Genomic DNA, 16,392 nt, shown 5'->3' with positions numbered 1-16,392 from the left:
TTTTAGCCTTTTATGTGATCATTGATTGTTGCATCGATATCTCTATCTGATAATATAGGGGTATCTGTTGACCAATCTATAGCAATTCTACTATCATTCCATGCATACGTGAACTGATCTTTAGCATCAACGTATTCACCTTCATAAGCCCATTTATAATAATATAAAGCATCATTTTTTGAACTAACATATTGAGCGTTTCCAAAATATGGTGGTATTAAAATCAATTTTCTATTATTTTCATTAATGATAAATCTTTCCCACTTTAGATAAGTAGGAGAGTCTTTTCTACAATCAACTACCACTTGATGCACTTCACCATATACACAAGTTACTAATTTCCAAGACTTATGATCCCCATGTATACCTCTTAATACATTATGCTTAGATAATGTAAATTTATCTAGCACAAATTTTAAATTTGAAGGTAATAAACTTTCTATATCTTTGCTAGAAAAAACAGACCAAATTTCCCCTCTTAAATCTTTAAAACTATTTGGCGTTATTATAAAAACACCTTTTAAAATTTTTGATTCTTGTATATCAAATTCTATTGCCATTATTTCCCTTTTTTTGCTTTCTGTTTTAATTCCCGAATTTCAAATAACATCTTAATATACCCTCCCTTATACCAAGTTTTATTAGCCTTTATAAGAGCTTGACCTAGCTTATAAGAAAGATGATTTTTAAATGTTAAAGCTTCCTTATAATCAGGATAGTTTTCTAAAGAAGGTAATTTTAAAGAAGGATCTTTTTTAATTTTTTCTTGATAAATTTTTTGCTCTTGTTTGTATTTATCATATATATATGATAACACAAAAGGCATTCTTATATAGCCTAATATAGATTTAGAGCTAACTATCATAGCTTGACCTAGTTTATATGAGAGCTGATTTTGAATGCGAATTTTAGCGCTTTCATTAAAATGATTTTCGATTTTATCGATAATATCTTTATTTAAAAAATGATTTATATATTTAAAAACATTATTTATGCAGTAATTAAAATTTTTATATTGTTCAATTTTTACATTTTTATTATCTATAATATCATAATAACTGCCACTATTATTCATAAATAAAACTTGTTTAAACGTAAAATCGTATTTAAAAGCAGATAAAACACCCCAGCAAAATAATCTTGCAGAGCTAACTATTATATTAGATCTTAATAAAAGATTTTTGGTTTGTATAAATTTATCAACACTCTCTCCAACTATAAATTCATCACAATATTTTTTTAAATTATTTAATTTAAAAATGGATTGCTCGGTACTTCTTTGCAAAAACTCATCATCAACTTTTATTCCTAATTTCTTTAACTTATTTCTTATATCTTCTCTATTGACAATATTAAATCCTAAATCCATTCCATCTGATATAAAATTTATTTTAACACTGTCTTTGTAAAATTGTCTTAATTTTTTAATATAAAGTTCAATTTCACCAAGCGCATTAAATCTTTGCTGAATTACCCTATAGCCTTTTTTGTTCTTAATATTATAATAAGCAAAATCAAATCGAGATCGCAAAAGCATACTAGGATTAACAACAGTATCTTGGTTTACAAATAATGGATACTCATCTCCTAATCTAAAATGTATTGTAATATTAATTTTATTATCATAAGTAATTTTAGCTTTTGTTAAATTATTAAAATAACCATAAAAACTACTAAAAAAAAATTTCCTTTCAAAAATTGGGAATAATTCAAACAGTCTCAACACATGATTATAATTAAACTCTAAAAGTATTGTATCAATAGATTTATTTAAATTTTTAACCTCATTGATAATATTATCAATATCTAAGTTATTATCCACAATAGAATAATAGCTTCCATTATATGTATTTTTAAAGTTTATCTTTTGATATAAATCTTGATAATATTCGCTTCTATCAATTTTATCTACTCCAACAATACCCTTAAAAACTAAACCCAAAGAATCTAAAAACGACGAGACAACACAAGCACTTAAAAAGGTATCTGTAAAACCTACATTATGTGGTTTTATTACATAATATTTTATATTACTGCTAGATACAACATGTTTTAGTTTCATAAAACTATCATAACGCATATTTTCCTCCTTATAAATATATTTTTCAAGCTTAAAATAATATCTATTTTTATTATTGGATATTTTACTAGAGAAGACAATTATATTTGTAAAAGATAAATTTGGATATTCTTTAGCATAATATTTATTATGAACTTTGATATCAAATGCACTATTTGCTCGGAATATATATCTTATATTGCTTTTGGTAGACAATAAAATATATTTATCTCCTATATATAAAATATTTATATCAGGTGATAAAACAAAACTAAAATTAATTATTTCACCAATTAAATCATTCTCAACAACTATTTCGTCATTTATTTCGAGAATATATGATTTACTGTTAAAATTAATTATTCTACAAATATCACATTTTTTTATTCTGCTATGTTGCATTACCACTTTAAATCCAAATAAATTTGCCCTTGAACTAAGTATTTTAGACTTATTATTAGTTTTTTTCTTAGGAATATAATTGTGATTATTAATAGTTATACTAGAATGACTAAATTCGCTAGCTAATTCATTATATTGATTTATAGATAAAAAATCTGTATAACCACAATCATCAAAAATAATATCATCGCCCAATTGCAAACAAAAATGTAATTCATCATTTTGTTTATGAGCATCAGAATTCCAATTACAAGTACATGCAAAGTGCACATATTCTCCAAAAGAATCATTCCTATATATGAAATAAGATTCACTTGAATAACTACCATTCATAACAGAATACGGATAGAGAATTTCGTTTATATCCATTATTTTTTTATTTGGAAAAAAGATTTTAGATAAAAATTCAACAGATGGCTCTCTTATGCTATCACCTATTGGAAAATATAATTTTTTATTGGTCAACATGAATCCTAAAAATTTCCTGCTTGTTTCTTTTAAAAGCTTTGATGTTATTAGTTTTTTGTTAAAAAAATAACCAAATAAAGCGTATAATTTATTATTATTTTTATTAAAAAACGTATTTAGTTCTTTTAAATATATTAAAGTTTGTTTTAAATTAAATTCTTGATATCCAATAGAATGTTCCTTTGTTTCTCCAAAAATATTCCACATCATACAAAAAGTAATATAAGACCTATATAATATTGGCAATAAAAATATATTATTTTTATAACATCTATTATAAAAAAACAATAATGCAGTATCAGCCATTATTCCGTGGTTATGTCCAATTCTATAAACTTTTTTATTTTGAAGAAATTTTAAATCTCTAAAAATTATATTATTTATAATATTATAAATTTTATCATCATCTTTAAACAAATCTTTAATTTGATACAATTTAAATAATCTTATACATGTGCAATGATCAGCTTGTATTTTAACATAATAAGGATGAAGTACCTTTTTAACAAAATGAAAATCATAAAAATCTAGTATAATGATTTTTATTTGCTCTTTGGAAAAATTCTCCTCATTTATCCATCTTAAAGACATTAAATGATGTGGATATGAGCTAATTTTATATGGATTTTTAGCCCAATCAAATGGCAAATTAAACTCAATTCGTTCATTTCTATAATTAATAAACATGATTAACAACCTAAATTATAATTCACAAAATCATTAGAATAAGCTAAATTAAAAACAGTATCCAAATGTATACCATTATGAATAAATTTTAAAATATTTACTTTTTCTTTTGTATTGATTTTTCTAGATATATAATTTTCTTCCATATGTATATCAATATTATCTTGATATATTAAATGCAATATTTTATTTTTTCCAATAATTTTTACACATTTATTCAATTTATCGATTACAATTTCTTTATTTTTTGGAATAACAAAATTAGTTACATAAGTAATATTATTTTCAATCGCTATATTTTTGTTTAATATTTTACATCTATCAATAATAGTAAAAATCAACTTATTTTTATCATATTCTATACTTCTATAATTTTCAAAACCATCAAACATATAAGAATATCCTTCAAATTTATAAATATTTTCACTAGATAAGTTATTTATATGTGTTTTTAAGGATTTTTGCAAATTCCTATGAGCCTTAAAGTTTTTAGGATATGTTAAATTATGAGAAAGATGAGATCTCAAATATTTTCTAAATTCATCTTTTTCAGAATATTGATATAAACCACCATCAATAAACCATTCTTCATTATCATAAAATAAAGTGAAATTTAAATCATCATCATGTCGATGATAATTGCTTATATGTTTACATTTAAAAACTAAATTTAATTTATTATCAAAATCCTTTACAATTGCATATCCCGAATTCTTTAAAAATAAAAAATCTTTATCTGGCTTCAAGCCTTCTCTTCCATTACTTATTAAATAAATATAGTTTTTATATTCTTTACAATTATGTATTGAGATTTTATTTAGTAAAAAATTATTTATTTTAAATTCAACAGTATCACCAATAAGAGGCATTTTTTCGTTAAATTGAACAAAATATCCTAAAACCAAACAAGATTTTTTCAACAAATCTAATGGAAAATATATTTTAGTATTTTCTTTTTCGTATTTATAACCAATATCTAAAGCTCTTAAAACTTGAGAAACGCCATAATATAAATAGGCTGGACTATTTTCCTTATGACCACCATCGTCGCAAAAAGCAAATTTGAGCTCACTGTTAATTCTTTCTATTGCAACATTTCTTATATCCAATATATTATCAACTTCTAAAAAAAAAGATGCTTTATATAAAGATAAACTTTGATCTAATCCATGATTTGTATTTTTAGAATAAAACTCATCCATTAAAAGTTTATTAACATCAATTGCTAAAATTTTTTGTAAAAGCAAAAACTGATCTTCACTTATATAATTTTTCATAATATTTAAAAATTTAGATATATTAAAAGCTCTTAATGCTGTAGCATGATCATGAAATATCCAAGGATTGTCTAATTTATCATTACAAGATAAATACCAAGAATTTAAAATATCAAATATAATTTCTTTTATGCCTTCATCCCTTGTTTTAATAAAAAAATAAGCCAAATCTAATACATACTCCATCTTATGCAATATAAAAATATAACCTGTATGATCATATGGATTATATGTCCAATCTATAATGTTAAAATTTATGTCTTCATAATCATATAATCTTAAAATTTTATTTTTAATTAAATATTGTAAATCATCTTCACTCATATTCTACTTCCTATAATTAAAACATCGTCTTCTCTTAATCCATATTTTTTATATCCAGCTATATCTTGAGATTTTATAATGTCTGCATCATAACCCATATTCTTTAACTTATCTACAAAATCTTTACCATAAGTTCTAGTCGAATACCTTGGATTATAACCTATGCTTCCATCATCTAACAATATTGTCTTTCCATCTGACAAGTTATCAGGATAATCAAAACTTATTGCTTTCATCTTATCAAAATCAGCTCTATTATACCTTTCAACAGTTTTATCATTATATAAATCTCCAACCCAAAGTATTAATTTTCCATTTTTAGATAATAATCTATGCATCTCTCTTAAACATTTATCATCATCTAATACATGAATTAAAATACCTACACATATAATAATATCAAAATACCCATCTGCAAATGGAATATTTTCCAATGGATAATTATATATAGAATCAGAAAATGGATCAGAAGTTATATAGTTAATTTGATTTAACGATCTTAACTTATTATATACACACATAGCAGGACCTATGTGTAAAATATTTTTATTTTTCATAGTATTTATATGTAAAAATCTTTTTAAATACAGATATTTAAATCTCATTCTTTCTAAAGATCTACATTTTGGACAAATAGCGTTTTTTCTATTTCTATATTCTTGAAAAGAGACATTATTCTCACATATAGGACAAGTACTCTTCTCATTACTATATTTTATGATATCTTTTGGAACAAAATCTTTTTCATTTGCCAAGGAACTTTCAATTTCTGCTAAAGTTAAATTTTCAAACAGTGCATTTTCAAACTCTTCATTATCTGAAATACTTTTACAAAATAACTCGAATTCATTAATTAAATTATTATTAACACCTATTGCATATCTATTACCCGTAAATTTCAATTTTGATTTTAACTTATCATCATTTCCTTTATACCATTTTATAAAAGAAAAAGAATGCAACATTATCACTATATTCTCAAGGCCATTGAATCTATGTGAACTCATTATGTCTAACATATCTCTTGCATTTCCTTGAGTATTTAAATCCAATTTCATAGGATAATTAAATAAAAAATTTGTAGATACTGGAAATTCGATAATATTACCATATTGCACCACTTTATTAATAGACTTATAAATCATATCCTGTTTATAAGACACAAAAGCAGATGAATCATATTTAAAACCACTATATTCCAATGCTTTAAAAGTATTCATATTAATTTGATAACCACCCCCTCTAAACGAAACAGGATATTTTTTAATAATATTAAATATAAAATCTCTACCATATTTTAATATTTCAGTCTGCTCTTCTAATGAATAATCTGGAAAATTTTTTTGCCACTTAGATGATACATTGGCATGATAATGTAAACCAACTTCATGTCCTCGATCATTTATATCCTTAACTATTTTTTCAATAATTCCATTAAAATTTCTATGTTCATATATATTTACAAAAAAAACACCTTTTAAATTATATTTTTCTAATATATCCATTATTAAATAAATTCCACATTCTTTTTCCAAGCCTTCACCCGTTAAAGCAAATGGTACATTTTTAACATGTTGCTCCGTATCTATTGTTATATAATATTTTGTTGATCTAATTGGTGTTAAATCTTTATTATAATTTATAACATTATTACTTTTGGTTTCATTTACATCTTCCTTGTCATCTACAATTAATGATTTATCATCACAAAATGAAACAATATTATCAATTAAATTTTTATAAAAATAATTTGAAAATTCGATAATTACAGGGTGATCATACTTATTGCAAAAAATTATTTTCTCATTGCAACTAATATGTCCAGTTCTATAGCTTTTGTATCCGCTCCACTTTAATTCATCATAATATTTCTTATTATCATATTTTTTTATAAGTCTTTTAGTTTCGTTTCTAATGAAATATAAACATGATCTTGGATAGTTTTTTGTATTTCTCCAAGTGCTAAATATTAAGTAGTTTCTACCAAATTGACTATTTATAGTTACATATGAATTAATTTGAGATCCTATATTATCACCATTGGAATCATCAAAAACAACTTTTTTATTTATATCAAAAATTTTAGTAGGACCGTCTTGGCACAACAGTAATTTTTTATTCTTTTCTATTATTTTATAATATAAACCAGTAGCAATCTCCTTAGAAATCAAGTTAATTTTACCAAAAAAGTTAATTTTTGATATTATTTTTATTTTGGAACTTTGATGTTCTTTTATATTTGCATACACATATGATTTCAAATATGCTATAGAAAAAATTTTTATGTCCTCTATAACTACCATTGGTTTATTGTTTTTTACATACAACACCATTGATTTATTTTTATCATAAGTATCAAATAGAAATAAACTCTTTGTTTTACTTATTTTAATATATTCCTCCAAAATTGGATAGTTATATGTATAAATAACTTTATTATCAAAAACACTTATAATATCATAAAAATTTGCATTATTTTTAATAGAACAAAATAACTTGTCATTTAATTTCCACATTGATATATAATGCAAATCGCTACTACCACAATTTTTTGAAAAATTTTCTAAAAAATTTATATCTATCTGCTGATAATTGTATATAACAAATAATTTATTATACTTTAAATAATAAATATTATCATTTATTATTTCTAAATAATCAATATCTTTTATTTTTATCTTAAAAACACTAATTAAATCCTGTTTAAATATTTTTTTAGAAATATATTTTTTTAATTTACCAACCATTGTATCTCCTTATATATTTAAAAAATTACATAATTTCATATATGCATATTTATAAGTATCTGAATGATAATGCATAGGAGTCCCCCCCCCCCATTTATGTTTATGATCTAAAACTAATATATCTTTAAAATACTCTATACATTTAATTTTAGGAAAAAAATTAACAAAATCATCATATCGTTCTTTTAAAAAATTATTATTGCTAATCAATTCTTCTTGACTAATTGAAAATTTATTTCCATTATAAAAAACATCTGACCAATATACCTTATTTAAAACAATTTTATCTTGAATCATATATAAATCATATATATTTTTCAATACCTTTCCTCCACAAATCAATATGCTCTTGACTCTTAGAATAAATCATATTGGAACTATATAACTTTCCTTTTGCTTTTTTATACTCATTTGAGACTGTAACTATGCTATTTTTTAATATTTTATAAAAATGAAATCTATCATCAATAAAATCGATCAATAAACAATCAAAATCATTTTTTTTAACTTTCTTATAAAAGATTTATCCATATCACGTAACACCATGCGTTTTTGAAAAGATGACTGTATATTATCAAGAACACTCTGCTCTATCATAGCACTTGAAGCCAAAGAAGCAAATGAACTTCTAGCATAATAATCGATTAATTCAAAATTATTTTTCATATCATATTCAATTATATCCCTACTAACACACGATCCAAAAATACAAATTTTTTTCATAATATTATATCCAATTCTTTAGATATAATCGTATTTTTATCACATTGATTTCTTACTCTATTTGCAGCATTGATAGATAATTTCATAAATTCATTTGGATTTTTATATAAAAATTCAATTGCATCAGCTAACAACTTTGCATTTTCTGGAGCAACTAAAATTCCACATTCACCGTCTATAAATTCTGGGATTGCTGCAATGTTGTTAGTGATCGGAACCAAACCACTTGACATAGCCTCATCTCTAGAGACACCTTGAGCATCCATTCTTGTAGGATTTAAAAATATACCATACTTTTTATGTAAATTTGATATTTCTTTTTGGGTTAAAAATCCTTTATACAAAGTAATATTTTTAAAAGATTTTAAATTATTAGTTAATTCATCAAATAATACCCCATCACCGGCTATAAAAAATTCTAATTCTTTAAAAAATTCTCTCTTACTAAGCTCCAAAATAGCCTTGATGCTTAAATCATTCGCATATTTTCTAGAGGTGAAAGGACGGATAGAAAGAATTTTTTTTCTATCATCAGGAGATTTAGGTAAATAGTCAAACATTGAAGTATCTATTGGGTTATGTATAATAGTATACTTACTAGGTTCTAAAGCTACTTTTAAATCACCCAAACTTTCATTTTTAAAATATTCGCTTACAAAAACAAAATGTATGTTTTTATAATTTGCATTAAAAATTTCTGTCCAAAATTTTACTCTCTGATCAGAAAGTTTTTTTTGCCTTTGAATCTCAATTTCACTATATCTTTCAAATTCAAATTCTCTTCTTTGCCAAATTTGAATTTCAGCACCATGAATCCAAACTGTAATTTTAATTTTATCTATAAATTTCTTTAAGACACTCCACATATTTTTATCTAAAAAATGTACTAATATATGATCATATTGTCCACTTATTAAAGTTTCTTCTAAAACATCATTAGAGGCTGTCATCACATCAATACCTTCAAATTCTCTGCATTCATATCTTTGCGTGTTGCTAAGCTTAAATACATCAACTAAGATACCTTTTTCTTTGTATGCTTTTATCCTTGAATGTAAAAAACCATATTTATATAAATCATCATAAGAAGGATATTGTTTAGTTAAGACCAATTTTTTACTTTTAGCAATAAGTGCAAAAGGTTGTGGATTTAAAAAATCTAAAATTAAATTATCTATTTGAAATTTGCCGCTGCCCTGTATGCGTAGACCAAAACGGATAAATTTGCACTCTTTAGGTATGGCCAAAGTTTGAATATCTCCAGCCTTGTTAATATTATGAGAAATTTTTTGTTGGTTTTCATCTTGAAATTCAAATACTGTTTTAAAATCTTCATTTGAAAAAATACCTTGAAGTAGAAACTGTGAATTTTTTACCATGTTAAAAGTTTCTCTTGTAAAAGAATTTTTAAAATAAAAATATTTATGCGTTTCATTAGAAAGCTTTGACTCTATCATAAATTTGTTTTCATTTAATACAAATTTAATTTTAGAACTCAACGGTTTTTCTATATTTTCATATATAAATTTAGCATCCATTTTTATCAAATCAGGAGTTTCATAATCCTCTTTCAATACCCCTTTGAATTTTGATGTCATATTTAATTCTTTAATGTTTATCCCAGAATACATTTTATCTATACTAGATACATATTCTTGCTGTTCTTTCGTAAGAATAGAACCATTTTTACAATAATTAAAACAATCAATAGCAAACATATCTTCGATTTGATATAAAAATTGCCCATTGATAAAATCAGATAACATATCTTTACTAAGAAATTCTATTTTTACAAAAGATGAAGTAATAAAAAGTTTATCTACTTTTTTATATTCATAATCTTTATTTTCCAAACTTATTACACTATCTTTAAATTCATAAAAACTATATTTTCCAAAAGCATTAAATTTAGAGTATTTTAAAGTTAAAACCAAATCTAGCAAATAATTTTCACCATAAAAATCTCTAATATCCAACATCCCAAAATATGCTTGTTTGTCATTTTTCACATATTCATATAATTCTTCTAATTCTGAAATATGTATATATTTATCATTATTTTGAAAATCCAATTCTTTATCACTATAAATCAACAAACAAGCTTCTTTGTTTTCTTTTTGGAAATTAAAAATATCCAATGCTTTAATATATTCTTCTTGCGAATTTACATACACCAATAAATAAAATTTGTACTTATATTCAAATTGTTTTTTATAAACAACAGAAGCTATAAATTTTAATCTATCTGTATATGTATGCTCTTTCATTACTTTTCTTAAAGCATTTAATTTTATTTTCTTGCAATACATTTCATCTTCACATGCTAACTTTAATTTATCTTTTAACTCATTTACATTGTCAGATGATATCACTAAATCTCCGAAAAAATTTCTTAAAGCTCTAGAAAAATTACTTACAACAAATGTATTACATGCTATAAGTTCAAAAGCTCTTCTAGCAAACATTGTTTGAGATTGCTTAACAGTATTTATTGTTATCCCAAATTTATAACCCTTATATGCTTTTACAATCTCATTAAAAGGTAAATTTCCTATAATCATATCTTTATAACAATTAGGAAAAGTATAATGAGAATGAGGATTATTAAAATTTCTATCATAAATACTTATATTTTTATAAGGTTTTATCGCATTTATAAGATTGTCAAAGTCCAATTGTCTTTGAGGATATCGCAAATAATATGATCCAGCGAAATTAAATTCATCTTTGCGATCAAATTCTTCTATAGGATTATACATTTTTGTTTGAGCTGCAAAAGGTAAACAATACACATCTTCATGTCCGGCATAAAATTTATACTTTGAGACACAGTCGATATCTGTAGTAAAAATAAAATCAACAGAACAAGCTATTGGTAAAAAAGTATTAAAATGTACAGGATCTTCTTTGTTCCAAAATATAGTAGGAATATGATTTTCCTTGCAATATCCAATCAACTCTTGAAGCTCTATGGAAAATCCTGAAATCTTTAATTTCCACAAAGAATTCTTTCCTTGCCACGCTGACTCTATAAATAGTAAACTGGGTTTAAAGTGCATAATTTCATTTTTCCAATTTTCTAGACTTAATTGTAATAAATCACATTCATATTTAAAGGATTCATATGTAAATTCATCCATTATACATGCAATTTTCAATAAATCTAAGTTTTCAATTTTACATTCAAAAATTTGATTTTTTCTAAACTCTATATTTCTTTTAAACTTATTTTTTTCTTGAAATAACAGATTTTTATTTTTCTGTCTTAGTTTAAAATTCCTATATTCTTTAAATAAATTATATGGAAGGATTAGAATATCTTTAATATTTTTAGATTTGACTATACGATTTCCTATTCTATATGATAAAGTATTTTCTATTCTTTTCAATTCGCTATCTTTTTGTTTTAACTTCTCTTTGCAAACCTTCAAATCTTGTTCAAATTGACATTTCTCTTTATTTAATTTAGCTTTTTGCACTTCTAAATCATTTATTCTAGTGTATAATTCAATATTATTCTTAGAAGTAATTTCGATAATTTTAGAAATTTCAACAGATAATTTTTTACTATAATTTAATGATTGAGTAATTCTATATGATTCCAAAGCATTGTGATAAGAAACATTGGATAATATATCTTTATATTCTAATCGTTCTTTAGGATAGTATAAATGTGTCGGCGTAGCATTAAAAGTATTCCAATAAACATAATCTAACTTTTCTAATATAACATTAATTCTTTTAAATTCTATACTGTTGATAGCTTCTATATATAACAATGGTCTATATTTTTTTATAGTATTTATTGCCCCATTTAAAACCTTAGTTTCCATCCCTTCTACATCTATTTTTATTATAGAAATATCTTTTTCAAATTTTATATCATCGAGAGGATGTAAAAAAATATTACCAAAATCTTCAATTTTTAAAGATTGTCCTCCTAAATTTTCAGGATTTAAATTATCTAAAACTGCCATTTCTTTTTTGTCTGATAATCCAAATTCATATAATTTTAAATTTTTAAATCCATTTAACTTTATACTTATTTTAAATATATCACAAAGTGTTTGATTAGCCTCAAAAGCACATACATCAAAGCCATGTGCTGCAAGATATAAAGAATGATTTCCTATATTTGCTCCAATATCAACTATAATAGTATTCTTTTTCGCCTTTTTTAAAAAATCTTGAAGCATTTCATATTCATAAGGAATTAACTCATTGTAAATCTTTTTTTGTATATAATCGATATTTCTATTTGGAAGATAGATCTTATAGCTTACTTCTCCACACTTTAATAAAACAATATCATTAGAATTCATAACATAATCCCCTTAGTTATTAACAAAAACTTACAACTTTATCGGATTGCACTTCGATAAATTCTTTATGTCTTACTAGTACTGCAACAACATCTGCTTCATCAAGTGCTTGACTTAGACAAACTAATTTTATATTTCTTTTATTTTGTAATTTTAATGGTAGTTGTTTTATATTTGGCTCAACAACCAATATTTGACTAGCATTTTCACTTGCAAGTTTTATAACTATATCTAAAGCAGGAGATTCTCTTAAGTCATCAATATCTGGTTTAAATGCCAATCCTAAACAAGCGATCTTAGGCCCTAATATATCTTTAATTTTTTTCTTTATTTTTTGCACAACGAAATTTGGTTTATTGTCATTGACTTCTCTAGCCGTTTTAATAATCTTGGCTTCATTTGGATTTTGATATACAATAAACCATGGATCCACTGCTATACAATGTCCTCCGACTCCACAACCCGGTTGCAAAATATTAACTCTAGGATGACGATTAGCAAGTTTTATAAGTTCCCATACATTTATATCTAATTTATCACATAAAATAGATAATTCATTAGCAAATGCTATATTTAAATCTCTAAATGAATTTTCAGTAAGTTTAGTCATTTCCGCTGTTCTAGCATTTGTCATAATGCATTCGCCTTGAACAAAAATTTTATATAGCCTTATTGCATATTCAGCACATTTTTGAGTCATACCTCCAATTATTCTATCATTTTCTACAAGCTCTCTTATAACTTGTCCAGGTAAAACCCTCTCTGGACAATGGGCTATTTTAATATCCGACACTTCGCCACATTGATGAGGAAAACTCAAATCTGATCTTTCTTCTGCAAGCCACTTTGCCATTTGTTCTGTTGTTCCAACTGGAGATGTTGATTCCAAGATTACCAAATTACCTTTTTTTAAAACTTTTGCTATTGCTTTAGATGCCATCTCAATATAATCTAAATTTGGCTCGTGATTATCTCCTTTAAAAGGAGTTGGCACAGCAATAATAAAAGCATCAGCCTCTTCAGGTAATGTTGTTGCTTTGAGATAACCATCATTTACAACCATATGTACCAAAATATCTAATCCAGGCTCTACTATATGGATTTTTCCTTTATTTATAATATCTACTATATTCTGATTTATATCCACACCTATAACCTTAATTTTTCTACTAGCAAAAATAGCAGCGGTAGGAAGACCTATATAACCGAGTCCAATGACACATACTTTATTAAATTGATTCATTATTTTTCCCCTTTATTAATATATTTATAATTTTCTCACAAGCCCTACCATCTCCATAAGGATTATATGCTTTGCTCATTTTTTCATACTCATCTTGATCATCAATTAACTTTTGTGATTCTCTTATAATATTTTGTTTACAAGCTCCAACTAATTTTACCACTCCAGCTTCTACGGCTTCTGGTCTCTCTGTTGTTTCACGCATTACCAATATGGGCTTTCCTAAACTAGGAGCTTCTTCCTGTATACCACCCGAATCGGTAATTATAAAATACGATTTTGACATAAGATATATAAATTCCTCATATTTAAGAGGATTTATTAAATAAATATTAGAAATATTTAAAAGAAGCATTTTTACAGGTTTTTGCACATTAGGATTCAAGTGAACAGGATAAACTATATCGATATCTGGATTATTGATCGCAATTATTTTTAATGCTTCGCAAATTTGCAAAAATCCCTCACCAAAATTTTCTCTACGGTGTCCAGTCACTAAAATAAATTTTTTATTATCATTTATTTTATATTCATTACCAATAGAAGATAAAACTTTTATTTTAAAAGTTTTATCATTTTTAATTTTTTCCGTCATATAAAACAATGCATCAATAACTGTATTGCCAGTAATAAAAATACCCTCTTTATTTTTTCCTTCTTTTATAAGATTTTCAGCACTTTTAACCGTTGGGGTAAAATGAATATTTGCCAAAACACCTATAATCTGTCTATTTGCCTCCTCAGGCCAAGGATTACAAATATTATAAGTTCTAAGTCCTGCTTCAACATGTGCTATTTTTATTTTTTGATAAAAAGCAGCCAACGCTGTGACACTCGCCGTTGTAGTATCACCATGTACTAAAACAATATTTGGTTTAAAATCATTTAATACATTTTTCATGCCACAAAGGATTTTTAAAGTAATATCATATAAATCCTGATTTTCTTGCATAATGTTTAAATCATAATCGGGTTTAATATCAAAAATATTTAGAATTTGATCTAACATTTGTCTATGTTGCCCAGTTACACAAACTCTAAAATTAACATCATTTCTATTTTCCATTATTTTAACTAGCGGAGCCATTTTTATAGCTTCCGGTCTTGTGCCAAATACTATTAAAATTTTTTTCACCAAATAAAAACTCCTTTTAATTTTTCACTAATTATAATATATAAAAAATGCAAATTAAATCTCCCCTATAGCATAAAATTGGATAATACCTACAACCTTATTTTCCTTAGATACAACAATTTCTTTAATTTTATATTTTAGCATAATTTCTTCTGCTTTACTTGCCATAGCATCAGCATCAACTACTTTAGGATTTGTACTCATGATTTCTTTAGCTTTAAAATCAAATCTTGGTTTATCACTTGCTTTTAAAGCACGACGCAAATCCCCATCAGTGATAATACCAACCAATTTTTCATTTTCAAGTACTACACAAAGTCCTAGTTTTCCACTAGTCATCACATCAACAAGATCGTTAAATTCGGTATCAGGATGAACTATAGGAAGGTTGCTTGAAACCATAAGATCTTTTACCTTGGTTAAAAGCTTACGACCCAAACTTCCCCCTGGATGAAAAAGGGCAAAATCATCAGGCTTGAAATTTCTTACCTTCATCAAAGCAGCAGCTAAAGCATCCCCCATAACCAAAGTTGCGGTTGTCGAAGACATAGGAGCAAGCTGCAAAGGACAAGCTTCCTTTTCCACAGCTATATTTAAAAATATATCGCTTTGCTTTACAAGGGTGGAATTTTTTTTACCACACATTACTATAAGTGGAATTTTACGCTTTTTTATAGCTGGAATGATTTTTAAAATTTCTTCAGTTTCCCCTGAATTTGAAATAGCAATTAAAACATCTTCAGGAGTTAGCATTCCAAGATCTCCATGCAAAGCCTCTCCTGGATGGATGAAAAAGCTTGGCGTTCCTGTACTTGCTAAAGTAGCTGCTATCTTAGCACCTATATGACCCGATTTACCCATTCCACTGACTATGCAACGCCCTTTGGTATTTAGCATCAAATTCACAGCTTGATTAAAATTTTCATCTAAATTTTTAGCCAAATCCAAAATAGCTTGCGCTTCTTTTTCAAAGACTTCTTTGGCTATTTCAAGAGTATTCATTTT

The 16,392-nt window shown here is 25.3% G+C and carries 10 protein-coding genes; all 10 read right to left on the bottom strand.

Annotated features, from left to right (window positions below):
- Positions 1-2 precede the first annotated feature (2 nt).
- Complete coding sequence (locus FBF15_RS00625) at positions 3-560, bottom strand: dTDP-4-dehydrorhamnose 3,5-epimerase family protein (RefSeq protein ID WP_002781100.1); 558 nt, start codon at positions 558-560, stop codon at positions 3-5.
- Positions 560-3,616, bottom strand: a complete 3,057-nt coding sequence (locus tag FBF15_RS00620) for a heparinase II/III family protein (protein WP_002781101.1) — start codon at positions 3,614-3,616, stop codon at positions 560-562. The genes FBF15_RS00625 and FBF15_RS00620 overlap by 1 nt, the downstream gene beginning before the upstream one ends.
- A 2-nt stretch (positions 3,617-3,618) precedes the next feature.
- On the bottom strand, positions 3,619-5,217 hold the full coding sequence (locus FBF15_RS00615) for a heparinase II/III family protein (protein WP_002781102.1): 1,599 nt from the start codon (positions 5,215-5,217) through the stop codon (positions 3,619-3,621).
- Complete coding sequence (locus FBF15_RS00610; protein WP_002781103.1) at positions 5,214-7,964, bottom strand: methyltransferase domain-containing protein; 2,751 nt, start codon at positions 7,962-7,964, stop codon at positions 5,214-5,216. Before FBF15_RS00610 ends, FBF15_RS00615 begins: the two co-directional genes overlap by 4 nt.
- Before the next feature lie 9 nt (positions 7,965-7,973).
- A complete protein-coding gene (locus FBF15_RS00605) occupies positions 7,974-8,285 on the bottom strand; it encodes a DUF6270 domain-containing protein (protein ID WP_052774650.1) in 312 nt (103 codons plus the stop codon).
- Between the two features lie 156 nt (positions 8,286-8,441).
- Positions 8,442-8,630, bottom strand: a complete 189-nt coding sequence (locus FBF15_RS00600; RefSeq protein ID WP_139889600.1) for a DUF6270 domain-containing protein — start codon at positions 8,628-8,630, stop codon at positions 8,442-8,444.
- Positions 8,631-8,683: 53 nt separating this feature from the next.
- The gene (locus tag FBF15_RS00595; RefSeq protein ID WP_002781108.1) at positions 8,684-13,009 is read right to left on the bottom strand and encodes an FkbM family methyltransferase; all 4,326 of its coding nucleotides are present in this window, start codon (positions 13,007-13,009) and stop codon (positions 8,684-8,686) included.
- A gap of 19 nt (positions 13,010-13,028) precedes the next feature.
- Positions 13,029-14,252: a UDP-N-acetyl-D-mannosamine dehydrogenase gene (gene wecC, locus FBF15_RS00590; RefSeq protein ID WP_002781110.1), complete on the bottom strand. Its 1,224-nt coding sequence runs from the start codon at positions 14,250-14,252 to the stop codon at positions 13,029-13,031.
- Positions 14,239-15,387, bottom strand: coding sequence for a UDP-N-acetylglucosamine 2-epimerase (non-hydrolyzing) (wecB, locus tag FBF15_RS00585; protein ID WP_032702487.1), 1,149 nt, complete (start codon positions 15,385-15,387; stop codon positions 14,239-14,241). Before wecB ends, wecC begins: the two co-directional genes overlap by 14 nt.
- Before the next feature lie 54 nt (positions 15,388-15,441).
- Positions 15,442-16,389 carry a KpsF/GutQ family sugar-phosphate isomerase gene (locus tag FBF15_RS00580; RefSeq protein ID WP_052803970.1) on the bottom strand — a complete coding sequence of 316 codons (948 nt, stop codon included), beginning with the start codon at positions 16,387-16,389 and terminating at the stop codon, positions 15,442-15,444.
- Positions 16,390-16,392: the final 3 nt, after the last annotated feature.

The sequence above is a fragment of the Campylobacter sp. CFSAN093233 genome (assembly GCF_011068165.1).
Lineage (GTDB): Bacteria > Campylobacterota > Campylobacteria > Campylobacterales > Campylobacteraceae > Campylobacter_D > Campylobacter_D jejuni.
This window is presented reverse-complemented; position numbering and strand designations above follow the sequence as displayed.

What these genes read in the sequence shown, in the direction of transcription:
- FBF15_RS00625 (WP_002781100.1), bottom strand. Translation starts at nt 560, where the DNA reads ATGGCAATAGAATTTGATATACAAGAATCAAAAATTTTAAAAGGTGTT.
- wecC (WP_002781110.1), bottom strand. Translation starts at nt 14,252, where the DNA reads ATGAATCAATTTAATAAAGTATGTGTCATTGGACTCGGTTATATAGGT.
- FBF15_RS00615 (WP_002781102.1), bottom strand. Translation starts at nt 5,217, where the DNA reads ATGAGTGAAGATGATTTACAATATTTAATTAAAAATAAAATTTTAAGA.
- FBF15_RS00600 (WP_139889600.1), bottom strand. Translation starts at nt 8,630, where the DNA reads ATGAAAAATAATTTTGAATTAATCGATTATTATGCTAGAAGTTCATTT.
- FBF15_RS00620 (WP_002781101.1), bottom strand. Translation starts at nt 3,616, where the DNA reads ATGTTTATTAATTATAGAAATGAACGAATTGAGTTTAATTTGCCATTT.
- FBF15_RS00610 (WP_002781103.1), bottom strand. Translation starts at nt 7,964, where the DNA reads ATGGTTGGTAAATTAAAAAAATATATTTCTAAAAAAATATTTAAACAG.
- FBF15_RS00595 (WP_002781108.1), bottom strand. Translation starts at nt 13,009, where the DNA reads ATGAATTCTAATGATATTGTTTTATTAAAGTGTGGAGAAGTAAGCTAT.
- FBF15_RS00580 (WP_052803970.1), bottom strand. Translation starts at nt 16,389, where the DNA reads ATGAATACTCTTGAAATAGCCAAAGAAGTCTTTGAAAAAGAAGCGCAA.